The sequence below is a fragment of the Viridibacillus sp. FSL E2-0187 genome, assembly GCF_038006425.1.
GTDB classification, from domain to species: domain Bacteria; phylum Bacillota; class Bacilli; order Bacillales_A; family Planococcaceae; genus Viridibacillus; species Viridibacillus arvi.
In genome coordinates this window covers 2,857,010-2,882,942 of the sequence record NZ_JBBOVG010000001.1, presented here as the reverse complement: position 1 = coordinate 2,882,942, position 25,933 = coordinate 2,857,010, and the positions used below count along the sequence as shown (strand labels likewise).

Genomic DNA, 25,933 nt, shown 5'->3' with positions numbered 1-25,933 from the left:
CAAGATCTAGTTTATATATGCAGCATGTGTATTTTAAATATGAAAGGGTGTATAGCATGAATAAATATTCGATAACTGAGTTTATTAAAAATACTGAGCAAGAAGATAAAGGAGAAGGATTTTTTGAATTAGAGACACCTCGTTTGCTAGAAGTTAATCTTGATGGACTCGTCTGGGCCAAGGCAGGTTCTATGGTCGCTTATCATGGAAGGATTAAATTTGAGCGAGAGGGTATTTTAGAACATGGCATAGGGGCTATGTTCAAAAAAGCTTTGACTGGTGAAGGTGCTTCGCTCATGAAAGCAAATGGGCAAGGAAAGTTATATCTTGCTGACAGTGGAAAAAAAATCATTATTCTATATTTGCAGAACGAAGCAATTTATGTAAATGGAAATGACCTACTTGCATTTGAACCTTCTATCAATCACAATATTAAACTTATGAGAAAAGTAGCAGGTATGATGGCAGGTGGTTTGTTTAATGTGCGGTGCGAAGGAACGGGTATGATTGCCATTACAACTCATTATGAACCGCTAACCTTACGTGTAACGCCAGGAAAACCAGTTATTACAGATCCAAATGCAACTGTAGCGTGGTCCGGAAATCTTCAACCTGAATTTCAAACGGATATATCACTAAAAACCTTTATTGGAAGAGGTAGTGGAGAATCGATCCAAATGAGGTTTGAAGGAGACGGTTTTGTCATTGTTCAACCGTATGAAGAAGTTTATATGCAAACACAGAGTTAAAAGTTTTGAAGCGTATAAAAAAACTCTTGAGCTGCCCGGAGAGGTGTTAATGAAATTAATTTAACCGAAAAAGTCTCTATCAGGCCTTGTATTTATAGGGCTAGGTATTAAACTCATGACAACAAAATAATAATAGCTTTATTGAAAAAACGGAGTCTATAGAACTCCGTTTTTTTTTGTGCTTATGATATATGAAAACCAAGGATGAGGCATTGTCTCTAAGAGTAATAAATGGGTCTATAAAAACAGTTCAATTTTTTTAGAGATTATATAAATGAAAACTGTGAGGGTTACTCTCACGGTTTTTTTATTCATGTGTATACTTACATCAATCATAATGGAACAAAGTGCATCAAATAGAAAAATAGCAGTAGTATTTTCTGAATTATTAATGTAATCATTTTGAAAATATGGGACAATCAAAATAATAGGGGGGATTTACATATGTCAATAAAACACAATACAGAAGAATATGATAATCCAATATTATACGATAAGGAAAATAACGATTACACAGAGGATATTCCTTTTCTACAAAAATGGGCGTTAAAGGCTGAAGGGACAATTCTTGATATTGCATGTGGAACTGGTAGGGTAACGATTCCTTTAGCAAAAAGTGGTCACAAGATAGTAGGGATAGATTCACATGAAGGTATGCTAAATGAAGCGAAGAAGAAAGCCGGTAAACTGAACTTACCAATAGAATGGATTCAACAAGACTGTACGAAGTTAGAATTAAATTTTAAAACCGATTTTGCTTTTTCTGTTGGGAATTCTTTTCAACATTTTCTAAAGAACGAAGACCAAGATGGATTATTATCATCGGTTAATAGACATCTTTTACAAAATGGCATTTTCATCTTTAATACGAGATTTCCGAGTGTTGAAGAATTACTACAGCCAGAAACAGAAGAATTTTGGTATTCATATATTGATGATGAAACGCAATATAAAGTAGATGTATCTACAATTGCAAAATATGATGCGCTCAATCAATTGCAATATTATACAACAATTCGAAAATATAAGGATGAAACAAATCATATAGTAAACGAAGTGAGTACTAATATTACATTAAGATATGTTTACCCAAAGGAGATGGAACGAATGCTTGCTAATCATGGGTTTGAAGTTATTCAAATATATGAAGATTGGCAAGAAAACATAATTACAAATGATAGCTATTCAATGAATTTTGTATGTAAGAAAGTTAGTGAAACATGTAAGTGATGTATTAATAATTTATCATTTACAAATAACATTACAGAGGAGAGAATATGTGTCAGTTATCCCTTACTATCATTATTTGGCTCTATTAATTGTGTTCATTTCAAGTTTTATTGGGGTTTTTAAACATAAAAGTATCTTATATTCATCTGTCGTTACAATTATTTTATTAGTAGTTCCTAATATTTTGCCGATTTTCGATGTTAATGAAAAGAAAGTGGCCATTATATATGCTATTTTTTATGCTTTTAATGCGGTAGTTCTTTCATTGGTTGTATTACAATTGAAAAGAGGTTTTTTGAGTAGCCATGAAAAGAATTTGGAATTGTGAATTTCAATTGAAATAATAGATCGCTTTAAACATTTAGGGGTGAGAGTAATTGCAAATATTTAATATATCTAAAAGGCAGATGAATGTGTTTGATTCGGATTTTCAACTATCGCATATTTGCCAAACTTCAACAGCAACAAATATTAGTTTAATGATTTTAGAAGAGAATGGTGTGATTGGTAACCATCAAACTGTAACCAATCAATTGCTTATAGTATTAAACGGAACTGGCAATGTTGTTGGTAAAGAAGGCGAAAAAACTGTTGGTCTCGGTGATGCCGTGTTTTGGGACAAGGGTGAATGGCATGAAACTACTAGTGAATGCGGTATGCAAGTGATGGTAATAGAGAGTGATGAATTGAGAGCGTCTGACATGCTTTCATTAAAGATGGATTTCTAGATGAAATGAAAATTAATAATAAAAGGACTAGCCTAGATAATCAGCTAGTCCTTTTTATATGCCTATTTTGTATTTATTTAAATTAATTTTCCAATATTCACAAAATGGAAAGAAGGTATCAAATGCAGCAACTTTATCTTCTCATTATTTTCACTTAATTATGGTGTAGTCTTAATCATATTTTAAGGCTAAGATTTTGGAATAATTGTTACTGCAACTGTACGTGTAGGGATATTCTGGTTGTTAATTTTTTTATTATAATACTTGAGCATTAAACTATTTAATTCTTGCTGGAAATTATCAAAATGTTCATCATCAATTTTTAATTCTAACAGCGAAAAGGTTGCCTTGTCTTCTTTAGAACCGTCTAGTTCTAACCCTGATAAATAACTTTCATATTGAGTCATTAATGATAATTGATAATAAGATAAATAACTAACCTTTTCTTCTTTAGATAATTTTTGCCATTCTTCTGAGTCAAGTCGAGCAGCTTCCTCGTTTAGTGAATAGTATTTCTCAAATACAGATCTGACTTTTTTCTCTTTAATTATTTGGATAATACCAGCATCTAAAAGCACTTGAATATGTCTATATAGAGTGGCCTGTGGCACATCTTCTATAATCTTCACCATTTCAAGTGGAGTGAGACCAGTTTCTTTATTTCTCATAAGAGCTTGAGATATTTTCATTCTTACAGGGTGAATTAAAACTTCAGCTTTATTTTTCATTGTTTCTCCTTTGAAAAAAATATTCATTATCCATATTGATAATATTATCAACATGAATTATTAAAATTACAAGTACAACAGTTATATTATATTTAATTTATAAAAATTAGTTGAATTAAAATAATTTGAGAAAAGTCTATACAAATGTAATACACTTATATTATCATTATCGATAATGATAATATAATGTTAAATTCAAGAGAGGGGATTTAAAATGCAATTACATTATAGTCTGGAAGATTTAAAGGATATAGATTGGATGGGAGTTTTACCAATCATATTACCTTTTATGGCAGTAGGATTTATTTTAATTTTGATTGCTTTATTAGATTTATATCGTAATCGTAAGACGAGGGAAAATGTATTTATTTGGACACTTGTTATTTTATTTTGCAATACGATAGGTCCGATTTTATATTTCGTAATAGGAAGAAAGGACAGTAGAGCATAATGAAACTAGAAATTAAAAATGTATCCAAAAAATTCAAGGAAAAGAAAGCGGTTAGTCAATTTTCAATGGAATTAGAAACGGGTCAATGCGTAGGATTAATAGGACCAAATGGAGCCGGAAAATCTACATTAATTAAGATAATTGCCGATATCCTTCAAACAGATGAAGGTGAAGTACTGTTAGAGGGTAAAAACATCTCAAAAATGAAGCGTGAAATAGGGTACCTTCCCCAGTATCCGAATTTTTATGAATGGATGACTGCGAAAGAAACACTCTTTTTTATGGGGCAACTGTCGGGCATTTCAAAAAAAGAATTGATTAGAGATGTACCGATAATATTAGCTAAAGTAGGACTTTCAGGTGAAGAGGATGCCAAAATTCGAACTTTCTCAGGCGGTATGAAGCAAAGACTTGGTATAGCACAGGCGTTGTTACATAAACCGGCTTTTATCGTAATGGATGAACCGGTCTCAGCCTTAGACCCGATAGGTAGAAGAGAGGTTCTAAATTTGATTCAAGAAATTAAGCAAGAAACGACAATATTATTATCAACCCATATATTAAGTGATGCAGAGGAGATTTGTGAAAGATTCGTTGTCATTAAAAATGGAATAAAAATTGAAGATACAACAATGCTTGACTTGCTAAGTCGTAATAGTAAACCTGTTGTATATTTAGAAATCACACATAATGATAAATCTTGGATAGATACTGTGAAAATGCTCCCGTATGTAAAAGATGCAGAAATGACTGGCCATAAAGTAAAAATCACATTAGATGATGTTGTAAAATATAAAAATTCTCTTATCCAGAATGCACTAGAAAATAATGTTGATATCATACGTTTTGAAATTGATGAACACGAAACCCTTGAAGAAATATTTTTGAAATTGGTGGTGGGAACATGAATTCTTTAGCTGTACTAATGAAAAAAGAATATAGTCAAGTATTGAATGATTTCAAAGTAATTTGGTTGCCCCTTGTATTTATCTTTTTAGGGACGACGCAGCCAGTTATGACATATTACTTACCCACAATTTTAAAAGCACTTGGTGGTACACAAGGAATTTCAATTGATCCATCTATGACAGAACAGACAGGAGGACAGGTTCTTGCAGCAACGTTGGGTTCACAATTCGATCAACTTGGCATAATGATAATAGTCATTGCTATGATGGGGTTAATTCAATCAGATAAATCAAGTGGAATGTTAGCATTTATTTTAACAAGGCCAGTTACTGTTAGCTCTTATATTGGTGGAAAGCTCCTTTCTAATTATTTATTAGTCTCAATAAGTGTGGGGATTGGTTACGTCGCTTCTTTGTTATACATTCATTTCCTGTTTACCGGGATAGAGTTATCAATAATGATTACTGCACTTTTTTGTTATTTATTGTGGATCCTTTTTTGCGTATCGTTCACTACAATGCTAAGCACAGTGTTAAATAGCCAAGCGTTAATTGCATTAATAGGTATTATTACGTTACTAATTTGTAGAATGTTAGTTGGACTTCATCCTGTCTTAGATGTGGTAAATCCAGCTGGAATGAGCAAACATGCGATGAATGTGCTTATAACAGGCTCAGTGGGAGCAAGCTTTTCTATTAATTTTTTTGCAACAATTCTTTGGGTAATTCTAACAGTCATGTTTACGTATCATTGGATCGTGAAAAAAAAATTCCAACCTAAGTAGATTCAGATAGTATTAGAAGTTTCAAAATATAAAAACGATAAATCAATGAATTTTAACTGGAGAGGTATCATACCATGACCCGTATAGATGACAGTAAGATGTTGCAATTTATTGCACTCGGAAGTGGGGAATTTTCGACAAATATAGATAATCCATTACTAGAACAATATATATTAAAGCAAGCAATAAATATAAAGCCTAGCATTTGTTTTATAGCAACAGCGAGTAAAGATAATGAAAAGTATATTAAAGATTTTTATAAAGTTTTTTCTATTAAGAATTGTAAACCTACACATATTACGATTTCAGACATGAATGAAAAATGTGTTGATTCCATAATAGAGAAACAAGACATTCTTTATATTGGTGATGGTAACTTGAATTTTATGATCAATACATGGAGAAAGTTTAGGATGGAAGAGAAACTTAAAGAAGCCTATCATAAAGGGCAAATCATAGTTGGATCAGGGACTAGCGCAATATACCTGTTTGAAGAAGGGATATGGAAGGATGAATCCTTAGTATACAAAATTTCTGCAGGCTTAGGTTTAATAAAAGGAGTTTTATGCCCTTACTACAATAATGTAGAGAGTAAACAAGCGCTATTTAAGCTTATAAGTAATGGAAGAATTTCATCTGGACTAGCAGTAGATGATGGCGCTGCTGTCCACTTTAAAAATGGTGAATTAGCAAAGTGTGTTATTTCAAAAAAAAATTCATCAGCATATTCACTGTCAACAGATATTAAATTTACTGAAGAACATATGGAAGTTATAATGCTGGGTTAGCTAGTTAAGATTAGGAAATGTAAGTATTTAAAGCCAACATCATTTCTCTTAATTAATACCTTTATTGTTTATAAAAAATAGATTGAACATGTTTACTATGATATTTTTATAAATTAGATGATTTTGATTTAAGGAAAAAGACTAGCTGAAATTAGTTAGTCTTTTTTATATTTAGATGTAATTATTTTGAATTTATAGGATAATGAGATATATGCATTGGAGAGTTAGAGTGAGGTGTTTCCATATGAATAAAAACTGAGAAGGATTCTGTGGATAATTCCCAATATATGCTTTTATTTAATTATAATCTATTTAAGTATTTGGGTAGCAATTAATATAGATGGCCTAGAATCTATAGATAGATTAGATATATTCGTATTCATGATTATCCTAATTCTTGGTGTTTCGCTATTGGGAACATATCGAATAATTTAATGAATTAGAACTGGTCAGTTATAGGAAGAGATTATGATCTCTAGTTGCATATTAAATAGAATGTTAGGCGGATGAATCAAAAAATTTATATGGAGAGGGGCAATAAACGATGGTTATTTACTATGAAGTAATCTGTGGTTTGTGTAAAGAACCTTATAAATTGATTGAAGGCACGAAGCATTACAAGCTTTATAAAGAGAGAAAAGCAAAAAACTTTCATTGTGTAAGCTGTACAAAGAAATTAGAGCATGTGGCAAAACGGAAGAGGTACTAATATATGTAATCTTTGTAGAGTTAGACTAAATGGGTTATTAGCCCATTGTATATTAGGGAGTGAGCTGATAAATGCAAAGACTTGAGAAGGTTTTGAAACTACGAGCCAATAATCTATTAAGAGACTCCAATCAATTAATGATGAATATACAACATGACTTTCCAGAAGATGCAATTGTTAATTATCAAACTGCATGGAGTTTTGATGTGATAGGTCTTGAAAATGAAGCCATACCTTACTATGAAAAAGCTATCAAACTTGGATTAGATAATCAAAATGAGCCTAACGCTTATCTTGGCTTAGGAAGTACTTTGCGAACAATTGGGGAATATCAGAAGTCGGAAAAAGTATTTCAAGAAGGTATTACAAAATATCCAGAATTCAAAGCGCTTCAAGTATTTTACGCAATGACCTTGTTTAATTTGAAAAAGCACGAAGATTCAATTAGGCAACTACTTGATGTGGTTATAACGTCTACAAAAGATGAAAGTATTAAAGATTACGAGCGTGCTATTCATTTTTATAAAGATAAACTTCACCTAGTTTGGTAGAGTAAGGGGATACGGAACAGTGTTTTTCATTCAAATGTCTGGATTTCCTGGTTCAGGTAAATCCACACTTGCGCAAGCTATTGCAAAGCGTACTGGAGCAATTATCGTTGATCATGACATCATTAAATCAGCCTTATTAACAAGTAGCACTGAAGCTTTAGATAGAAAAACATCGGGCTCTATTTCTTATGAAATCGATTGGCAGTTAATCGATTATTATCTTGGACTAGGCAATAATGTGATTCTTGATAGTCCATGCTTATATGATGAATTAATTGAAAGAGGTCTTTCACTACAGAAGAAACATAATGTAACTTATAAATATGTGGAGTGCTTACTAAATGACTTTGAAGAAATTAATCATCGGTTAGCTTCAAGAAATCGAAAGCTGAGTCAGATCGCATCTATAAATTCAAAAGAGGATTTTTTATATACGATTCAAAATAGTAAAAAACCAGAAGCGATAAAATGTTTAAAGATAGATACTTCTCAGCCTATAGAATCATACATTGACGAGGTAATCGATTATATCCAGAATGGTCATAATAAAATCCTAGGAGAGAACTAAATGTTTTTAAATGGGAGATATGGTGTATTATCGGTTGTTTTATGCATAGTAGGGATTCTGTTTTTTTTACTGGAGCACATTAAGTATGAATGGCATTATAAATCTATATTTTTTCTTATGGATTGCTTCTTGGATCGCAAGTTTTTGGTTTGGAATTAAAGGAGTAAAAACCAAAGAAAATGGACCCTTAAAGTATTTTGGCATGGGTACTATATCTATTGTTGTGATTGGTTATGTTTTGATTATTGTATTAGTTTTCATTCGCGGTTTTGGCGCATAATCTATTTCTGAGAAGTTGTAACTTAATAGACGAGTAAGACATTCAAAAAAACGCACTCCTAAGAGTGCGTTTTAAAATTAAATTCCCATAATATTATAGCCACCATCAATATAAATCGTTTCTCCAGTGACGCCACGAGATAAATGACTCAGCATAACGATTGTCATATCAGCTACTTCAGCTTGTGTAACATTACGTTTTAATGGTGCGCTTTCTTCAATTCGGTTTAAAATTTTGTTGAATGAAGGTACGCCTTTTGCTGCTAATGTTTTAATTGCACCAGCTGAAATCGCATTAACACGAATATTATCAGCACCGATATCCGCTGCTAAATATCTTACAGATGCTTCAAGAGCTGCTTTAGCAACACCCATAACATTGTATCCTTCTAAGACACGTTCAGCACCAAGATAACTCATTGTTACAATTGAACCGCCTTCAGTCATATATGGATGTGCAGCTTTTGCAGCTGCAATTAGTGAATAGGCGCTTGTATCTTGTGCAAAAGCATAGCCATCACGTGAAGTTTCAAGGAAACGGTTTTTTAAATCCTCTGCGTTTGCAAATGCCACTGAATGTACGATACCATGAATTGTACCAACTTTAGCACCAATTGTATCGAATGCAGCTTTAATACTTTCATCGCTATTCACATCACATTGGATGAAAGTAGCCTCTTGGTCTTCATAACCTGCCATTAACTTTTCCAATTTCATTAAAGAGCGTTCTTTTCGATATGTAAAGATGACGTTAGCACCGACTTCGAAAAGAGATTTTGCAATTCCCCATGCAATGCTACGATCATTTGCCACGCCCATTACGACGATATTTTTATCTTTTAATTGTAGTAAGTTCTCCATAATAGCCTCCTGTGTATAGTTACTATTAGTACCTGATGCTAAAATTCTACCCTAAATTAGCTCTTAATGCAACTAGTGATTTAACTACTTTGTATAACCATGTAGTTGACAACCAAACCATTTCAATATATAGTCAATATAGCTACTTTGCTATACAAAGTAGTATTTTATTTACTTAGTACCTTGTCTTGCAATGTACTGAGAGGAGTTGATGTATAGTGGCAATTAGAAGTCAGCTGCTAAAGGGCATATTAGATGGCTGTATATTGGCGGTGATTGAAAATGAAGTTGTCTATGGCTACGAGCTTTCAAAAAAGCTACAAACGGTTGGCCTATCTGATGTCAGTGAAGGGACAATTTATCCGGTATTACTACGACTTCAAAAGAATGATTTAATTACAGGTGAAATGAGACCTTCAGATTCAGGACCGAATCGTAAATATTATAAACTTACAACGGCGGGCAAAGAAGCATTAGATGATATTCGTACTGAATGGCTCGGCATTTCTGATGCTGTAGGAAAGTTAATGAAAGAGAAGGGTTAATAAGTAATGATTAATTCTACATATTATAAAATTTTAAGTGGTGTGAACGACTATCGAGAGGGGATTAGTGGAAATGGTTATAGTGAAGAAGTTAATATCAGATAATAATGAAAAACGTAAGCTATTAACGAAAGAAAATGAAATCTATTTTGATAAATTACTTGTCTATATTAGAGCTCATTTATTACTCTCTGAACGTCAATCAGAGGAAGTATTAACAGAGATCCTTGACCATTTATTATTAGCTCAAGGGGAAGGGAAAACAGCAAGTGATGTGTTTGGTTCTAATCCGAAAGTGTATGCTGAAGAAATAGTGAGGGGATTGCCGAAAGAAAAGAAGGGAAATCTCCTTACTTTTGGTGTCGAAATATTATGTGACATAATTGGTTGGTTCATTATTATTGGAGCGATTGGACGCTATTTCACAAAATCAGATCAGATTTATTTGTATTCCTCTATTATAAATATTGTTGCAGTTGTTGCAATAGGTTCGGGCTTACTATATGTAATATTGACGCAGTTAAAAAAAGGTGCCTTTGAAGAAAAAATGTCGAAAAGAACTGTGGTTAAATCAGGTGTTTTGGGAGTAGTAACATTCGGCTTGTTTATTACTATTCTTTACCTTACTGATGAGCTAGGTCCTCTTGTTAATATTACTTGGTTTACTCAGCTAGGTGCAGGATCTGCATTATTACTGATTAGTTATTTAATGAAGCGTGATCGGACGAAAAGTTATTAAAAAACTGCAGAAGCAATTCTGCAGTTTTTTCTCTATTCGAAACGGAATAAATTAATAAAAAATTCAGAGGAGACCATACCTAAAATAATAGCTATAAAGGTGAAATTATTTCGACCACATCATAATCAAATGACATTAGATTACTCGCCTCAGAAAATATCTTAATATGTTCAAAGATAAAAAAGATGGATAAAGCGAATTTTATCAGTCCTATGAGTAAGTTTTTCTAAGTATCAGCTCTTTGAATATAAATAGTTTAATATAAATTACAATTTGTAAAAAAATAAAGATAATAAATTATCATTCGAATAATGACGGGACAACTTTTACTCAATATACCGATAACTAGTGCAGTATATGGCTACAATAAAAAAGACTATTTCCACTAAAAGTGAAAATAGCCACCGAACGGTATTACTATTCGTATTTCAATGCATCGCCTTCAAAAGACTCGTCAGCTACTTTAATTGAATCAGTAGGACATCCTTCGAAAGCATCTTGCATATCTTCCATTAGATCATCTGGAACTTCTTCAGTTCCCATGTTATCATCTAGAATAACGAAGGCAATACCCTCGTCGTCATAATCATAAATATCTGGTGCAGCAGCGCCGCAAGCACCACATGCAATACATGTATCTTTATCAACAATGGTAAATTTCGCCATGCTTCTCTCTCCTTTTTACAATCGCTCCTAATTAGCTTCCTTTTCATTCTAAAGTGCTTTTCAACACATTTCAACCAAAATTACTTATTCATGGGGGAAATCGCATTGTACATACAACAAATTCTGTTACAGATTTTTCATAAATTTGGAGGTGAACGTTCTGTTTCAGCAGGTTTTCATTTGCTAAAAGGAAAACGTTCAGGACAAACAATTCAAGATGTAGGAAATTTTAACCTCCATTCATTTTTCGGACTAACACCCAAACTCACAAAAGAAAAATATATGGAGCATGCAGACCAACTAATTGACTTAGGCTATGCTACATATAGAGATGAACAGTATTTTATACTAACAAATACCGGATTAGAGGAACTTGAAAAAAGTAAATCTATGCATTTTAATGGATGGTATTATCGCGGAAATGAGCATATCTTTTTCAAAAGATTATCATTAGTCGTACAATCATTGTCATATTCAGTACAGGAAACAAAATCATTTGCTCCTATCCAGAAGGATGAAGATATTCAATTATGGGTAAAAAAATTTTTAGTAAAAAATAATTATAAATCAGACACGTTTTATCATGCTATAAGACTTGAAATCTCAGATTCTCTTAATAAGTTGGATGTTGAAGATTCCGCATTAAATCTTTTACTCTATCGTTTAAGTGGATTTAATACACCTGGATGGACTTGGCAACAGCTTGCTAGGGAACAAAATCGTTCTTTGTTAGATGTTCAACTAGCTTATATAGAAGCACTGCATATGTGGTTAGATGCTTTATATGAAGAGCCCAAGCACTATTTGTCACAACTTGCTGAAGGAATACGTATTGAACAACTATTAACAGAGTCATCCCAAAAAACTGCAACCTTGTTTCAACAAGGTTTTACGTTAGAACAAATAGCTACGATGCGCCGTTTGAAAGAAAGTACGATTGAAGATCATTTCGTAGAGATGGCGATGACTATGCCGCAGTTTCCACTTGGACAATTTGTGGCATCTCAAGATGTTGAGGCAATTGTACATGCTGTAAAACAAGAAAATAGTAAAAAATTAAAAGTATTGCGTGAGGCCGTTCCTGAACTTTCTTATTTCCAAATTAGGCTCATTCTTGCGGCGAAAGGAGAAATTTGAAATGACGAATTTGGAGCAGCTGTTACAACAACATTTTGGTTATTCTACATTTCGCTCGGGTCAAAAGGAAGTAATAGAAGCAATTATTGAAAATCAAGATGTGATTGCTCTTTTACCTACGGGAATGGGAAAGTCGCTTTGTTATCAATTACCTGGTTATATATTAAATAAACCGATATTAATCATTTCTCCATTGTTATCGTTAATGCAAGATCAAGTAGAGCAATTAAAACGATTTGGTGAAAAGCGTGTTGTAGCATTAAATTCATTTTTGCAAATGTCTGAGAAACGAAATGTATTACAGCATTTACAGCAATATCGATTCATTTTTACATCACCGGAAATGTTGATGAATCCACAAGTACAAGGAGCACTTCGTGAAATGCAATTAGGGCTAATTGTTGTAGATGAAGCGCATTGTATTTCACAATGGGGGTTTGATTTTAGACCAGATTATTTAAAAATTACTGACTGGCTAGATAATACAAACCGTCCACCAATTTTAGCATTAAGTGCTACTGCAACAGATCAAGTTGTAAAAGATATGAAGAATTATTTGCATATGAAAGAACCTTTTGAATATATTCATTCTGTGGACCGTTTTAATTTACATTATGATGTAGTGCAACTTGAAAATGCAGCTGAAAAAGCCACGTGGATAGTTGATCATGTCTTAAAAACTAGTGGCCCAGGGATTATATATACACAGTCCCGTAAAAAAACGGGTATCTATGCGGAGCAACTTTTAGCTAATGGTATTCGAGCAGCCGCATATCATGCGGGGATGGAGGCAGAAGATCGACAATTTATCCAACAACAATTTTTGGCTGGGCAGCTCGAATGGATTTGTGCAACTAACGCTTTTGGTATGGGGGTTCACAAAGATAATGTTCGTCAAATCATTCACGATCATATACCATCTACTGTAGCCAACTATATGCAAGAGGTAGGGCGTGCAGGACGTGATGGGCAGGACGCACTGTCGATATTGCTCTATGTTCCAAATGATGAAGATATGACAAAATTTATCATCACAGAAGATTTACCTCAGCAACACCATGTGGAACAGTATGCAGCCTACATGCAACAAGGCGAAAACCCAGCAATTATGCAAGATCAACATCAAATAAGTGAAACTGGATTTCGTGTACTTTCTTATTGGATGCAAAGTTTGGCACCAGAAGAAGTGCAACAAAAGCTTACTGCAATTCGTTTTAGTAAAGTGCATCAAGTAGATGAAATGAAGGAACTTGTAACAGCAGAGAAATGTATACGTGAGCAGCTACTATATTATTTCGGGCAGTCATTAGGAGAAAAGCCTGCTCATTGCTGCCATTATTGCGGTATAGAAGTTGGTGCAATTTTGAAGAAGAGAGAGCATTTAGAAGTGCAGGAAAATATATCTTCGTGGGAAGAGAGATTGACTGCTTTATTGCCGAATCTTTAACAGAACGTACATTTACTTTTATGTTTTATTTCGTCATAATATAGAAGAGTACTAGTGAAAAAGGAGGGGTTAAGATGGCTCAAAAGGATTATCGCGAAAAAATAGAAGAGCATCGTCAAACCATTAAGTTAAAGCTCGATTCCGAGAATAACGAAAACCCTTCGAGAATGACCCGTAGTCAGCTTCATGGTAATAATAAAAAGAAAAAGAAACGACGTATTAATCCATTACCAACGATTTTAGCCGTTATCTTTATATCAATTCCAATATCCATCCTTATTTATGTAGGTTTTTTCTATGACAAAGGTGGTAATGAAGAAACGGAATTAGAAAAAGACCATGTGAAATTTGAAACCAATACAAAAGCAAATACACAAGCAAAAGCTGAAGAAAAAGCGGAAGACAAGAAGGAAAAAGAAAAAGTTAAAGAAGAAAAGAAAGTAAATAAAGAAAAAGTGGATGCCCCCACAAAGAAGGATGACAATACAGTGGTAGAACCTCCAAAGGAACCTGTTACAACACCTCCAAATAATAACGGACAGACTACTGAAACCAATACAACCTCTCCTTCAGAAGCCTATCAACAAGCGCAGGCGAGTGGTCGTTTACATACTGTTCAAACAGGGGATACACTTTATAACATAGCCATGAAGTATTACGGAAGTATAGATGGCATTGCGAAGATTAAACAAGCAAATGGCTTGACTGGTGATAATGTTGTAGTTGGAACGAGCTTGGCGATCCCTTAATAACTATAGTTATTAAATTGAATAGATATCTGATAATGATTGGTAAAGTGAAATGATTCTAAAGAATACCTAGTACTCTTTTATTCCTAACATTGTGGTTGTTTCATTATTCACCAACATTCAGGAGGAAGTTCTATTGCAGACAATGACATTTTAGTCATTGTCTGCTTTTTTTTGTGAAATCTAAATGGTAGTACTCTCAATATCTACTATTAAAGAAAGGAGCAATTTCATAATAAAAGAATTAACATCATGCTGAATAGCGTATTGGAAAAACAAAGAAATTATAAGTATCTCATCACCATTTCAGTATATCCTTTATACTCCAAATTTAATTAATGCAGGTATATTGGGGGGCATGTCGAATCAATTTATTAAGTTATTGTTTCTTCATATCGATTTACTTTATCTTCATCTAGACACGTTTTAAATAAGGAGGCTAGAGATGTTAAGGCTTATTGATGACTTAGTTGGTGCTATTTATGATTTTATTAAATTTATTTTCACAAGTATTTCTTACCTTTTTGCGGGAATGTTAATTGTTGGAGTTCCGCTTTATTTAATTGCACTAGCATTTGAATGGCTTCATTAATTGGTTGCCATTCTTCAAATGGATCTTCGCTTTCGAAATACCAACAGTAAAACTGAGCTGATTCTACATATTTGTAGAGCCAGCTTAATTTTTGTAGAAAAAAGCAGTTAAATTTAACATAAGCTTGTCGAAAATAGTGCAAGAACCAAGAAATATTTAATGAATGCGCGTATAATAGAGATGATAAAAGAGTATACAGTGTCACATCTCCTTGTTTATAGGAGATGTTTATTTATGAGGAGTGAAGGTTCATGCGTCAAATAGATGCAATTATCGTAGGTGGCGGCCCATGTGGTTTAGCGGCAGCGATTTCATTACAAGAAATTGGGTTACAACCAATAGTGATTGAAAAAGGAAATATTGTAAATGCCATTTACAATTACCCAACACATCAAACATTCTTTAGTTCAAGTGAAAAGTTAGCCATTGGAGATGTACCATTTATCATTGAACAGCCTAAACCGAAACGAAATCAGGCTTTAGTATACTACCGTGAAGTAGTAAAACGTAAAGACATTCAAATTAATCGCTTTGAAACGGTTCTTAATGTAACACCAAAGAACGGTACATTCGAAGTTAAAACAGATAAAGATCAATATATAACTCCATATGTCATTATCGCAACGGGTTATTATGATCATCCAAATTACATGGGGATTGAAGGGGAAGAACTAGCTAAAGTCCATCACTATTTTAAAGAAGCTCACCCTTATTTTGATACAGATGTATTAGTAATTGGTGGGAAAAACTCTTCAATTGATGCAGCTTTAGCTCTTCATAAAGCAGGTGCTCGTGTAACAGTTGTTTATAGAGGTGCAGAATACTCACCAAGTATTAAACCATGGGTACTGCCAGACTTCGACGCCCTAGTGCGCAATGGTGAAGTAGAAATGATGTTTGAGACAAATGTTATTGCATTCAAGGAAGATGAAGTTATCTTATCAAAAGATGGCAAAGAATTTGCAGTGAAAAACGATTTTGTCTTTGCTATGACAGGCTACCATCCAGATCATGATTTCATCCGTGCAATGGGTGTGACAGTAGATAGTGAAACAGGACGCCCAACTTATAATCCTGAAACAATGGAAACGAATGTTCCAGGCTTATTTATCGCAGGTGTAATCGCAGCTGGAAATAATGCTAATGAAATTTTCATTGAAAATGGCCGTTTCCATGGTAATCGCATTGCCAACTTCATTCAAGAGAAATAAAAAAAACTGTCTCACTAGTCTTTCTGACTAAGAGACAGCTTTTTTTATAAATAGGATAAGGCAGTCATAAACAGGGAAGGTAATAACCTAGGCATTAAGCTAACGAATAAAACAATGTAGTTATTACAAAGATTACTCTGAAAAAGAGCAAGTCAACCTATTAAAGCAGTTGACTTGCTCTTTTTATATAGCTTTTTCCTCTAGGGCTAACCTTACACCAATGAAGACGAGCATTACTCCTGTAGTTTTGTTAAATATATTTTGAACGCCCGGTTTCATAAACCATTTTCGAATAATATTTAGTACATAGACAACAATGATAAACCATACAATTGCTAAAGCCATTAATATTGCTGCAAGAATGCATAATTGAAAAATAATATTACCATTTGTATTTATAAATTGAGGCATCAGTGTCATATATACAATTAAGGTCTTTGGATTGAGTAAATCAGTCAGTATTCCTTGGTAAAAACATGATTTATGAGCCTTAGTGGAATACTCAGTAGTTCCAACATCGTGTTCGTTAGTAGATAACTCAATTGGAGAGGAGCCTTTTGATAGCCAAGCTTTAATCCCCATCCATACTAAATAAGCAGCCCCTAAATACTTAATTAAATTAAACAAAAATAATGATTTCGCTACTATGGCAGCTAATCCTAATACAGCGATTAGTGTCCAAACAAATAAAGCTGCTACAATACCTAGTGTTGTAAGGTGACCTGCTTTTTTACCGTATAAAATCGTGTTTTTGATCACTAATAATAAATCTACCCCTGGGACCATTACTAATAAAGCTGATATAAGAACGAACATGAATATGTTTTCCATATAAAACCCCCTTGTACATATATGCAACATATTTCATGTTAGCACTACTAATCTACCTCTGCAAAGCGTTGTTTTTTGAAAATAGAGAATCTTGCGATTGTGTAATTATCACAATAAGCTTTTGGCTTCACCTTTTTTATAAGTATTTTAATAGTCTGCAAATCAATAGAAAAAAGTACCGTTTAGGGTAACTAGTTCTCAGGTTAGACAAAATAAAAGCGTTTTCAAAAAAGCTATTATTGTTGGAGTTTATTTTCACACAATGTCATCCGCAAAATAAAAAAATTAAGAGAATATATTTTTAGTAGATAAAAATATAAAAGGATGTGTATAAAGGTGGATAGCAAAAACATTGTTCAAGAGTTTGATAAAACACAGACCCAGTTAAGGATAATTCATGAGATAAATGGAATTAGTTTAGCTCTTAATAATAATTTGTGGTTAAGAGGGGGATGGGCTATAGACTTTTTACTTGGTAGGATTATTCGACCACACTCTGATATTGATTTTGTTACTTGGATACATTATCGAGAACAGTTGGAAAAAGCACTTGAAAATGCGGGGTTTCAGATCATCCCAGTTAGTGAGTTTCAAACTGATTTTATTAAAAATGGGGTTGATGTGAGTATAGTTTTCGTAAAGCGTTCAGAAGAGGGGAACATTATTGCAAATGGTTTCCCAGATTGGATATGGAGGTCGGATGCTTTATCTTCGAAATTTTATAATTTACAGGGTGTATCAGTTTGTGTGTTAAGTCCACATCAATTACTTGAAGAAAAGAAGGTTCATGAACTAGGAACAGGAAGAAAACTTAGACAAAAAGATATAGAGAGTATGAAAATAATTCAACAGATTATAAATGAAGTAAATTAAAGGGAATTTGAAGTTGAGCATCTAAATTAGCACTAATGATATTGAAATAGCTTTTTTAAAAATATAAATGCTCTGTCCAAAGGAGTTAAATCATCCAGAGAGAACTAAATAAAAAAATCAAGAATGCTGTTTAATCAACATTCTTGATTTTCAAAAAGGGTCGTCAATGAGTCGAAATAAGACTCGTTAGACAGCCCTCTTTTATTTAAATATTATTGATAATAATGAAATTAGAAACATTATTAAAAGAAATGTGCAACTTCTATAGGGGAATGCACTTGATTTAAGCCGATTAGAAGTTTTAGACGAGCTTTTTGGCCACTAATTCCTGGAGCATAAATGACACCCATATCCTCAAGCATTTTGCCACCACCTTCATAACCGTAAACACCTTGTGCAATCCCGTTAAAACAGCGTGAAACTAAAACGACTGGGATTTGATGATCGAGCAATGCTTGAATGCCAGTTACGACAGCTGGTGGGACGTTACCCTGACCTAAACCTTCTAATACAACACCATTGTAACCACTATCTATTGCCGACAATAAAAGGTCAGCTTCCATTCCTGCATATACTTTGAATAAGGCAACCTTCTTTTCAATTGTAGAAACTTCTACATATTGTTTTTGCAAAGGAGCGTGGTGGAAATGAATCATTGTTTTCGTAATAAGCCCAAGTGGTCCATACTGTGGACTTTGGAAGGTGCCAACATTCGAAGTTGAAGTTTTTGTAACGTTAGCAGCTGCATGAATTTCATCATTCATAACAACTAGTACACCTTTATTTTTTGCATCTTCGGAAACAGCTACTCTCATTGCTTCAACTAAATTATAAACTCCGTCTGCCCCTAATTCATTAGATGAGCGCATAGCTCCTGTTAATACAATAGGGATTTCCAAATTCGTTGTTAAATCAAGAAAATAAGCTGTTTCCTCTAAAGTATCAGTACCGTGAGTAATGACGACACCGTTAATTTCTTGCTTACTGATTGCTTCTAAAATAAAATTTTTCAATTTGAGCATTTCAATAGGTGTCATATGTGGAGAAGGTAAATTAAAGGCATCTAACTCTATAATGTCAGCGTATTGTCTTAGTTTTTTACTTTCTACGATTAATGGATTAGTTTCTTTTGGAACAACAGCACCTGACTCCTCATTTACATGCATTGATATCGTTCCACCAGTATGTATTAATAAAATTGTTTTTTTCATGACAAATCCTCCTTGGATTACTTTTGCTATGTGTTATGAATGGTATAATAAATAGACATAGATTGAAAGGAGCAACTACATGTTTATCCTATTAACAGTGGCGATTGCTCCTGGCCTCGCGCTGTTCAGCTTTTTTTACCTACGAAATCAGATGGCTACGGAGCCTCGGAGAACATTGTTCCATACATTTATATATGGTGCAATTTTAACGTTCCCTATTCTATTTTTACAATATGTTTTTCAAGAAGAGCAGATTTTTTCAAATCCGATCTTGGAAAATGTCGTCTTTACTGGAGTCATTGAAGAGTTTTTTAAATGGTTGATCTTAATGATTGCCATATACCATCATGTTGAGTTTGATGATCCGTATGATGGGGTTTTATATGGTGTCGCTATTTCATTAGGTTTTGCGACAGTAGAAAATATTTTATACTTACTTTCTTACGGTGTAAATACTGCATTTTTACGTGCGTTAATGCCGGTTTCCAGCCATGCATTGTTTGGTGTTGTCATGGGTTATTATTTAGGAAAATCGAAATTTTCTAAGAAAGAACAAGTAAATGAATTTATCGTAGTTGCATTATGTGCACCTATTCTACTTCACAACGCATACAATTTAATCTTCTTTTTTCAAGGTCATTGGTCATATTTAATGATTCCTTTTATGTTGTTTTTATGGTGGTTTGGGCTTAGAAAAGTAAAACAGGCACACAATCATTTAATTCAACATCTATATGCTCAAAAAAAAATATAAATGCCGAGAGAAATATTCTACTTCTCTGGGCATTTTTTTATTAGGTTTTGTATAAAAAACGTAGATTGAGACATTCTACGAAAAAGGAGGCTCACAATCAATGAGACTTTTTAAAGTACTTCTCATCATACTTATGACTTTCACTATTTTCGCAATGAACGATGTGCATCGCGGAGAAGCATTTTCTAATCAAGTGATTGCAAGGGGAGCTAATGGCGATGATGTAATTGAATTGCAAGCAAGGTTGCAATATATCGGTTTTTATACCGGGAAAATTGATGGTAAGTTTGGCTATGGCACGTATTGGGCCTTAAGAAACTTCCAAGAAAAGTATGGGTTGAAAGTAGATGGTGTCGCTGGTACAACAACGAAGAAAAAATTAACTGCAGCTTCAAATTATAATAAAGAATTTGTAATGGAGCAGTTAAATAAGGGGAATCGATTTACACATTATGGTGGTAAACCATTAGAACAGCAAGTTCAACAGGGAACAGGTTCACAATCTAATACACAACTACCAACTAAATATTCAGATCAAGATTTAAAATTAATGGCAAATGCGGTTTACGGTGAAGCCAGAGGTGAGCCATACGAAGGCCAAGTTGCTGTAGCAGCTGTTATCTTAAATCGATTAGATAGTCCAGAATTTCCAAATACGATTTCAGGTATTATTTTCCAACCTAGAGCTTTTACTGCAGTTGCTGATGGACAGATTTGGTTAACGCCTAATGATCGTGCAATGGAAGCAGTAATTGATGCGATGAACGGTTGGGATCCTACTGAAAATGCGCTCTATTATTTTAATCCAAAAACAGCTACTAGTGAATGGATTTGGACAAGACCGCAAATTAAAAAAATAGGTCAGCATATTTTTTGCTTATAGGAGGTGCTTGATTGAAAAAGTTAACATTCTTTCTAGTCTATGCTGTTATAGTTCTTTCGGTATTTAGCTATACGTCTGCAAAGGAAAAAACAAATTTAAAACAGTTATTACATGCTCAATATACGAATCAGATGGCAGATGCTTCTAGCCAATTAAATGAGCTGCAAAAAGCAGTTCAGCAATCCCTACTTTTTAGTGATCCTACTGCATTAAATGATTCATTACAAGATGTTTGGCGTTTGTCTTCAGATATTCGTCAAACAATTGGAGGTATACCGTTAGATCGTGAATTTACAACGCAATGGATGAATTATTTAGGGCGTTTAGGTAATCAAGCGAAACTAACAATGACTTCTGAAGAATCGAAAACAAATTGGAATAAAAGTGTTTCTAATGTAGCTTCAAATTTAAGTTCCTTTTCAAGTGAGTGGGACGTTGCTACAGCTCATTTATTACAAGAAGATAAGCATTATAATAAATGGCTAGATCAATTATCCAATATGGATGTAAAAAATAATTTTACAAACTTATCTGCGACGGTAAAATCATATGCAGAGAGTGATTTTCCGTTAACATCAAGCGAAACGGATAATCAGAAGAAAAAAGATTTAATAACATTAAAAGATAAAGTTATTTCAGAAAAAGAAGCTTTAGCACGTTTTAAAGAAATGTTCCCACAATATGAAAAAGCAACAATTCGTATCGAACAAAGTGAAAAAACAGCTCCATATCCGTTCTATCACATTACTTTCCATGAAGGAATTAGATTAGGTTATGCAGATATTACGAAAAAAGGCGGACACTTACTTTCATTTTTAGTGGAACGACCAGTTGATAAAAGTACTTTAAGCCAAGAAGAACTTATTAACAAGGCTAATAAACAAATGAAAAACCTAGGCTTCGATGATCTTGAAATTGAAGCATCTAGAGAAAATACAATGGCATGGCATTTAAATTATGTACGTATTAATCCATCTAATAAGGCGAAAGTATATGCAGATGGCGTACAAGTGAAAATTGCAAAAGACAACGGTGAAATCATCGGAATTAATGGTATGGAATATATTCAAAAAGAAACATTAAAAGATCAACCAATGAAAAAAATTGATTGGAAAACGTTTTTCGATAAAAATGTTGAAATTGTAGAAGAAGCTTTATCGTATAGTGAAAACGATAAAATGGAAGAACGTTTATGCTATGAGTTGACAGTTGTTTATTACAATAAGAATGTTCCGCTTACATTCAGAGTATTGGTAGATACAGAAACAGGCGAAATCATCAAGAATGAAAAATTATAGACCAAGTGCTGGGGGCATATTGTATTGTCTCTAGCATAATTTAACAATCCATGTCATAATTAAACCACTACTAAAGTGGCATAAAGGGAGATTGACATGGAACTTAAAATTGGTACATTAATCACGTTAGAACCCATCAATTCAGAATCTATGGAACGTTTTAAATGTAAAGTTGTGGAACAGAAGGATGGTAATATTTATATTGACTATCCAGTAAGTACAACTACTAATAGGACTTCCTTTTTAACTAGGGGCAGTCAATTCCGTGCATCTTTTATTGATGAAGAGAAAATAGCCCATGCTTTCAAAACAGAAGTACTTGGAAGGGTAAAAGCGAATATTCCGATGATTATGCTGTCCTTTCCAACCGACGAAGAAATTTATAAAATACAACGTAGAGAATTCGTTCGTGTCTTAACACCTGTGGATGTCGCTATACGCTTCAATGATGAATATTATCAATTTGTCACAGAAGACATTAGTGCTGGGGGGTTAGCAATCATATTAAATCAAAAAGTTGCATTTAAAGAAAATGATGAATTTGATATGACGATTGCTTTACCTTTTTCAAATAAGGATGTTAAGTATATCCAAACGAGAGCATCAGTTATTCGAATTATTGAAAGAGACGATTGTGTCATTGCACCGTTACATTTTACTGACACAGATGAATTAGATCGTCAATACTTAGTTCGCTTCTGTTTTGAACGTCAACTATTAATTCGAAAAAAAGAAACAGCTTTTTAATTTCCAAAGAGTCCTCTAATTTTTAGAGGACTTTTTATTTTAATAGGGAATATGTCAAGTAGCGGTCTAAAAGATAATACTTTGCTAATATTTTTAATAGCAGCAATAGAAGTAGCATAGCGTAATGATAGTGATTTTTTTAGTGCTGAAAGCTATAACGAAATTTTGGTTTTAAAGCATAACATGATTCGTAGTTAAACGAGTCGCCTCAGCATTTCGGTTGTGATACAATATTACGGAAAGAAGGGGTTGAAACCGTGAAAAAAAATATTCAAATCGCAATTGACGGCCCTGCTGGAGCAGGTAAAAGTACAATTGCTAAAATTGCAGCAGAAGCTCTAGGTTATACATACATTGACACAGGTGCTATGTATCGAGCTCTTACATTAAAAGCATTGAAAGAAAATATAAATTTAGAAGATGCGGAAAGTGTAACAAACTTATTAGATAAGACTGACATTACGTTAAAACCTTCAGAAAATGGACAGCTAGTATTTTTAGATGGTCAAGATGTTTCTCAAGAAATTCGTTCAAATGTGGTAACGAGTAATGTTTCTAAAGTAGCGGCACATGCGACTATGCGTGAAATTATGGTTCAACGCCAACAAGAAATGGCGAAATTAGGCGGAGTTGTTATGGACGGTCGTGATATAGGAACAGCTGTTTTAACAGATGCCGAATTGAAATTATATATGTCTGCAACTGTTGAGGAACGTGCACGTCGTCGTTTTGAAGATAATAAACAACGCGGTATTGTTTCTACTATTGAGCAATTACAAGAAGAGATTGCACTACGTGATAAATTAGATAGTGAAAGAGAAGCTTCTCCTCTAGTGCAAGCAAAAGATGCCATTTACTTAGATACTACTGAGCTGTCTATTCAACAAGCAGCAGATGCTATTTTAAAATTAGTGAGTGAAAGGATGGCATAAGATGGACTTTTACCAATTTGCTAAATCTGTTGTCTTTACCGCTTTAAAACCGATTTACCGTATGGAAGTGATTGGCCTTGAGAACTTCCCGAAAGAGGGAGGCATTTTACTATGCTCCAACCATATAGATGCACTTGATCCACCTGTCGTAGGAATTACTTCTCCTAGACCAGTAAATTTTATGGCAAAGGAAGAGCTTTTTAAATTACCTATTTTGAAAAGTATTTTACCAAGTGTTCATGCATTTCCGGTTAAACGTGGTTTAAGCGATCGCCAAGCGTTGCGCACTGCTCTTGATTTATTGAAACAAGGTCAAGTAGTTGGTATTTTCCCTGAAGGTACAAGAAACAAAACAGGTACACTTGGTAAAGGTTTTTCAGGTGCAGGATTTTTCGCATTAAAAGGCGAAGCAAATGTAATGCCATGTGCCATTATTGGGCCGTACAAGCCATTCAGACGCTTAAAAGTGGTCTATGGTAAACCAATTGATATCGCACCTTATAGAGAACGTCGAGCAAAAGCAGAAGAAGTAACAGAGGTCATTATGGCGAGTATTCAAGAGTTACTCGATGAACATTATAAGAAAAATTAAAAAACTTCTAATAAAAAAGAGTTAATTTTTGTTTTTGTAAGAGAATTGGAATAAAATAGAGATGGAACGTTGTGAAGGAGGATTACATATGTCTGAAGAAATGAACTTGAATCAAGGTCAAGAATTCCGTGAGGGAGATATCGTCAAAGGTATCGTTGCTCAAGTTGAAGAAAAGGCAGTAACCGTATCAATTGAAGGTGCACCATTTGATGGTGTCGTACCAATCAGTGAGCTATCAAGCTTGCATGTTGATAAAGCTTCCGACGCAGTCTCAGTCGGCGATGAATTTGAATTAATCATTACAAAAGTAGAAGAAGAGAACTATGTGCTTTCAAAACGTAGAGTAGATGCTATTCATGCGTGGAAAGTGTTAACAACCAAGTTTGAAAATGGTGAAATAATCGAATCAGAAGTAAAAGATGTCGTGAAGGGCGGCCTAGTGATAGATTTAGGTGTCCGCGGTTTCGTACCAGCATCTCTTGTAGAAGATCATTTTGTTGAATCATTTGAAGATTACAAAGGTAGAACTATGGCCTTTAAAATTGTTGAAATGGATCAACAGAAAAACCGACTAATCTTATCTCATCGAGCAATCGTAGAAGGTGAAAAAGCTTCTAAAAAAGAGCAATTATTAGGCGGTATTCATGAAGGTGACGTATTAGAAGGAACCGTTCAACGATTGGCTTCATTTGGTGCATTCATCGATCTTGGTGGTGTAGATGGTTTAGTCCATATTTCACAGGTATCTCATGGTCATGTGGAAAATGTGTCAGACGTTCTTTCGGAAGGTCAAAAGGTAACTGTTAAAGTATTGTCTGTAGACAAAGACAACGAACGTATTTCACTTTCTATTAAAGAAACTTTGCCTGGACCATGGGAAGAAGTAGAAGTGAAAGCACCAAAAGGCGCTGTATTAACAGGTACTGTTAAACGGTTAGTAAACTTCGGAGCTTTTGTTGAAGTGTTCCCGGGTGTTGAAGGCTTAGTGCATATATCTCAAATTGCACATAAACACATTACAACACCACATGAAGTACTAAAAGAAGGTCAAGAAGTTGAAGTGAAAGTGCTCGATGTCAATAAAGACGAAAGCCGCTTATCGTTGAGTATTAAAGCGTTGCTTGAAAATGCTGAAGAGGAAGATTTTACTGATTACGAGCTGCCTGAAGAAACATCAGGATTCTCTTTTGCAGATGTTATTGGTGACAAATTAAAAAATTTCTCAGAATAAAAAACGTTAAATGCAACAAATAACTATATGGAGCAGGCGGGTTCTTCTCACATCCGCCTGTTTTTTTCTTGTAATGCCCTGTGTATCATTGTAATATATACATATATGATGACTTGAATTGTTGGTGATGGGGAACTTATAAGGTACCATCGCCTTTTTT

32 protein-coding genes are annotated in these 25,933 nt (G+C 33.9%); 27 read left to right on the top strand and 5 right to left on the bottom strand.

Translation table 11 applies throughout. The features are described 5' to 3' along the window. The first annotated feature begins 56 nt into the window (after positions 1-56). The 4 genes from MHH85_RS14130 (at position 57) to MHH85_RS14115 (ending at position 2,707) form a co-directional block, all read left to right on the top strand. Entirely contained in the window at positions 57-749 is a 693-nt protein-coding gene (locus MHH85_RS14130) for an AIM24 family protein (RefSeq protein WP_193738881.1), read from the top strand. A gap of 444 nt (positions 750-1,193) precedes the next feature. Continuing rightward, positions 1,194-1,979: a class I SAM-dependent methyltransferase gene (locus MHH85_RS14125; RefSeq protein ID WP_340707541.1), complete on the top strand. Its 786-nt coding sequence runs from the start codon at positions 1,194-1,196 to the stop codon at positions 1,977-1,979. Positions 1,980-2,028: 49 nt separating this feature from the next. Beyond that, positions 2,029-2,307 (top strand): hypothetical protein, encoded by a 279-nt coding sequence (locus MHH85_RS14120; RefSeq protein WP_193738883.1) that lies wholly within the window; start codon positions 2,029-2,031, stop codon positions 2,305-2,307. 49 nt (positions 2,308-2,356) lie between these two features. Further along, positions 2,357-2,707 (top strand): cupin domain-containing protein, encoded by a 351-nt coding sequence (locus MHH85_RS14115; RefSeq protein ID WP_340707540.1) that lies wholly within the window; start codon positions 2,357-2,359, stop codon positions 2,705-2,707. A 188-nt stretch (positions 2,708-2,895) separates the two neighbouring features. On the opposite strand, the gene MHH85_RS14110 is transcribed toward MHH85_RS14115, so the two are convergent. Next, positions 2,896-3,435, bottom strand: a complete 540-nt coding sequence (locus MHH85_RS14110; RefSeq protein ID WP_340707539.1) for a helix-turn-helix domain-containing protein — start codon at positions 3,433-3,435, stop codon at positions 2,896-2,898. 214 nt (positions 3,436-3,649) lie between these two features. Here MHH85_RS14110 and MHH85_RS14105 point away from each other — a divergent pair, with 214 nt between their 5' ends. The 8 genes from MHH85_RS14105 to MHH85_RS14070 all read left to right on the top strand — a co-directional run bounded on the left by MHH85_RS14105 (position 3,650) and on the right by MHH85_RS14070 (position 8,475). Continuing rightward, positions 3,650-3,886: a PLD nuclease N-terminal domain-containing protein gene (locus tag MHH85_RS14105; protein WP_053417281.1), complete on the top strand. Its 237-nt coding sequence runs from the start codon at positions 3,650-3,652 to the stop codon at positions 3,884-3,886. Further along, on the top strand, positions 3,886-4,794 hold the full coding sequence (locus MHH85_RS14100; protein WP_340707538.1) for an ABC transporter ATP-binding protein: 909 nt from the start codon (positions 3,886-3,888) through the stop codon (positions 4,792-4,794). The genes MHH85_RS14105 and MHH85_RS14100 overlap by 1 nt, the downstream gene beginning before the upstream one ends. Then, positions 4,791-5,579 (top strand): ABC transporter permease, encoded by a 789-nt coding sequence (locus tag MHH85_RS14095; RefSeq protein ID WP_340707537.1) that lies wholly within the window; start codon positions 4,791-4,793, stop codon positions 5,577-5,579. Before MHH85_RS14100 ends, MHH85_RS14095 begins: the two co-directional genes overlap by 4 nt. 74 nt (positions 5,580-5,653) lie before the next feature. After that, positions 5,654-6,367 (top strand): Type 1 glutamine amidotransferase-like domain-containing protein, encoded by a 714-nt coding sequence (locus tag MHH85_RS14090; RefSeq protein WP_340707536.1) that lies wholly within the window; start codon positions 5,654-5,656, stop codon positions 6,365-6,367. 544 nt (positions 6,368-6,911) lie between these two features. Continuing rightward, positions 6,912-7,076 (top strand): DUF2197 domain-containing protein, encoded by a 165-nt coding sequence (locus MHH85_RS14085; RefSeq protein ID WP_340707535.1) that lies wholly within the window; start codon positions 6,912-6,914, stop codon positions 7,074-7,076. A gap of 71 nt (positions 7,077-7,147) precedes the next feature. Continuing rightward, positions 7,148-7,627, top strand: a complete 480-nt coding sequence (locus tag MHH85_RS14080) for a tetratricopeptide repeat protein (RefSeq protein WP_340707534.1) — start codon at positions 7,148-7,150, stop codon at positions 7,625-7,627. A 19-nt stretch (positions 7,628-7,646) separates the two neighbouring features. Further along, complete coding sequence (locus tag MHH85_RS14075) at positions 7,647-8,195, top strand: AAA family ATPase (RefSeq protein WP_193738889.1); 549 nt, start codon at positions 7,647-7,649, stop codon at positions 8,193-8,195. Between the two features lie 85 nt (positions 8,196-8,280). Further along, positions 8,281-8,475, top strand: coding sequence for a hypothetical protein (locus tag MHH85_RS14070; RefSeq protein WP_340707533.1), 195 nt, complete (start codon positions 8,281-8,283; stop codon positions 8,473-8,475). Between the two features lie 77 nt (positions 8,476-8,552). Here MHH85_RS14070 and fabI read toward each other — a convergent pair whose 3' ends face one another. Continuing rightward, positions 8,553-9,335 (bottom strand): enoyl-ACP reductase FabI, encoded by a 783-nt coding sequence (fabI, locus tag MHH85_RS14065; protein ID WP_193738891.1) that lies wholly within the window; start codon positions 9,333-9,335, stop codon positions 8,553-8,555. Positions 9,336-9,553: 218 nt separating this feature from the next. Here fabI and MHH85_RS14060 point away from each other — a divergent pair, with 218 nt between their 5' ends. Both MHH85_RS14060 and MHH85_RS14055 read left to right on the top strand, forming a co-directional pair. Further along, complete coding sequence (locus tag MHH85_RS14060; protein ID WP_193738892.1) at positions 9,554-9,880, top strand: PadR family transcriptional regulator; 327 nt, start codon at positions 9,554-9,556, stop codon at positions 9,878-9,880. 73 nt (positions 9,881-9,953) lie between these two features. Next, entirely contained in the window at positions 9,954-10,619 is a 666-nt protein-coding gene (locus tag MHH85_RS14055) for a DUF1129 family protein (RefSeq protein WP_340708176.1), read from the top strand. Between the two features lie 417 nt (positions 10,620-11,036). Here the strand turns inward: MHH85_RS14055 and MHH85_RS14050 are convergent, their stop codons facing one another. Next, positions 11,037-11,285 (bottom strand): ferredoxin, encoded by a 249-nt coding sequence (locus tag MHH85_RS14050; protein ID WP_038190800.1) that lies wholly within the window; start codon positions 11,283-11,285, stop codon positions 11,037-11,039. 105 nt (positions 11,286-11,390) lie between these two features. On the opposite strand from MHH85_RS14050, the gene MHH85_RS14045 reads away from it, so the two are divergent. The 5 genes from MHH85_RS14045 to MHH85_RS14025 all read left to right on the top strand — a co-directional run bounded on the left by MHH85_RS14045 (position 11,391) and on the right by MHH85_RS14025 (position 16,421). Beyond that, positions 11,391-12,422 carry a helix-turn-helix domain-containing protein gene (locus MHH85_RS14045; protein ID WP_340707532.1) on the top strand — a complete coding sequence of 344 codons (1,032 nt, stop codon included), beginning with the start codon at positions 11,391-11,393 and terminating at the stop codon, positions 12,420-12,422. 1 nt (position 12,423) lies between these two features. Further along, positions 12,424-13,869: a RecQ family ATP-dependent DNA helicase gene (locus MHH85_RS14040; RefSeq protein ID WP_340707531.1), complete on the top strand. Its 1,446-nt coding sequence runs from the start codon at positions 12,424-12,426 to the stop codon at positions 13,867-13,869. 74 nt (positions 13,870-13,943) lie between these two features. Continuing rightward, the gene (locus tag MHH85_RS14035) at positions 13,944-14,618 is read left to right on the top strand and encodes a LysM peptidoglycan-binding domain-containing protein (RefSeq protein WP_193738896.1); all 675 of its coding nucleotides are present in this window, start codon (positions 13,944-13,946) and stop codon (positions 14,616-14,618) included. Between the two features lie 445 nt (positions 14,619-15,063). After that, entirely contained in the window at positions 15,064-15,210 is a 147-nt protein-coding gene (locus tag MHH85_RS14030; RefSeq protein WP_193738897.1) for a hypothetical protein, read from the top strand. Positions 15,211-15,461: 251 nt separating this feature from the next. Further along, a complete protein-coding gene (locus MHH85_RS14025) occupies positions 15,462-16,421 on the top strand; it encodes a YpdA family putative bacillithiol disulfide reductase (RefSeq protein WP_340707530.1) in 960 nt (319 codons plus the stop codon). 183 nt (positions 16,422-16,604) lie between these two features. Here the strand turns inward: MHH85_RS14025 and MHH85_RS14020 are convergent, their stop codons facing one another. Next, on the bottom strand, positions 16,605-17,252 hold the full coding sequence (locus MHH85_RS14020; protein ID WP_340707529.1) for a LysE family translocator: 648 nt from the start codon (positions 17,250-17,252) through the stop codon (positions 16,605-16,607). A 336-nt stretch (positions 17,253-17,588) separates the two neighbouring features. On the opposite strand from MHH85_RS14020, the gene MHH85_RS14015 reads away from it, so the two are divergent. Further along, on the top strand, positions 17,589-18,125 hold the full coding sequence (locus tag MHH85_RS14015) for a nucleotidyltransferase domain-containing protein (protein ID WP_227752010.1): 537 nt from the start codon (positions 17,589-17,591) through the stop codon (positions 18,123-18,125). Positions 18,126-18,367: 242 nt separating this feature from the next. Here the strand turns inward: MHH85_RS14015 and MHH85_RS14010 are convergent, their stop codons facing one another. Then, a complete protein-coding gene (locus MHH85_RS14010) occupies positions 18,368-19,336 on the bottom strand; it encodes an asparaginase (RefSeq protein WP_340707528.1) in 969 nt (322 codons plus the stop codon). 79 nt (positions 19,337-19,415) lie between these two features. Here MHH85_RS14010 and prsW point away from each other — a divergent pair, with 79 nt between their 5' ends. The 7 genes from prsW to rpsA all read left to right on the top strand — a co-directional run bounded on the left by prsW (position 19,416) and on the right by rpsA (position 25,773). Continuing rightward, complete coding sequence (gene prsW / locus MHH85_RS14005) at positions 19,416-20,090, top strand: glutamic-type intramembrane protease PrsW (protein WP_193738908.1); 675 nt, start codon at positions 19,416-19,418, stop codon at positions 20,088-20,090. 100 nt (positions 20,091-20,190) lie between these two features. Beyond that, positions 20,191-20,973 carry a spore cortex-lytic enzyme gene (gene sleB / locus MHH85_RS14000; RefSeq protein WP_193738909.1) on the top strand — a complete coding sequence of 261 codons (783 nt, stop codon included), beginning with the start codon at positions 20,191-20,193 and terminating at the stop codon, positions 20,971-20,973. 11 nt (positions 20,974-20,984) lie between these two features. Beyond that, a complete protein-coding gene (locus MHH85_RS13995) occupies positions 20,985-22,271 on the top strand; it encodes a PepSY1/2 domain-containing protein (protein ID WP_193738910.1) in 1,287 nt (428 codons plus the stop codon). A 96-nt stretch (positions 22,272-22,367) separates the two neighbouring features. Continuing rightward, positions 22,368-23,018, top strand: coding sequence for a flagellar brake protein (locus MHH85_RS13990; RefSeq protein ID WP_193738911.1), 651 nt, complete (start codon positions 22,368-22,370; stop codon positions 23,016-23,018). Positions 23,019-23,275: 257 nt separating this feature from the next. Further along, positions 23,276-23,950: a (d)CMP kinase gene (gene cmk / locus MHH85_RS13985; protein WP_340707527.1), complete on the top strand. Its 675-nt coding sequence runs from the start codon at positions 23,276-23,278 to the stop codon at positions 23,948-23,950. A gap of 1 nt (position 23,951) precedes the next feature. After that, on the top strand, positions 23,952-24,542 hold the full coding sequence (locus MHH85_RS13980; protein ID WP_340707526.1) for a lysophospholipid acyltransferase family protein: 591 nt from the start codon (positions 23,952-23,954) through the stop codon (positions 24,540-24,542). Between the two features lie 88 nt (positions 24,543-24,630). Further along, the gene (gene rpsA, locus MHH85_RS13975; RefSeq protein WP_193738914.1) at positions 24,631-25,773 is read left to right on the top strand and encodes a 30S ribosomal protein S1; all 1,143 of its coding nucleotides are present in this window, start codon (positions 24,631-24,633) and stop codon (positions 25,771-25,773) included. The last annotated feature ends 160 nt before the right edge of the window (positions 25,774-25,933 follow it).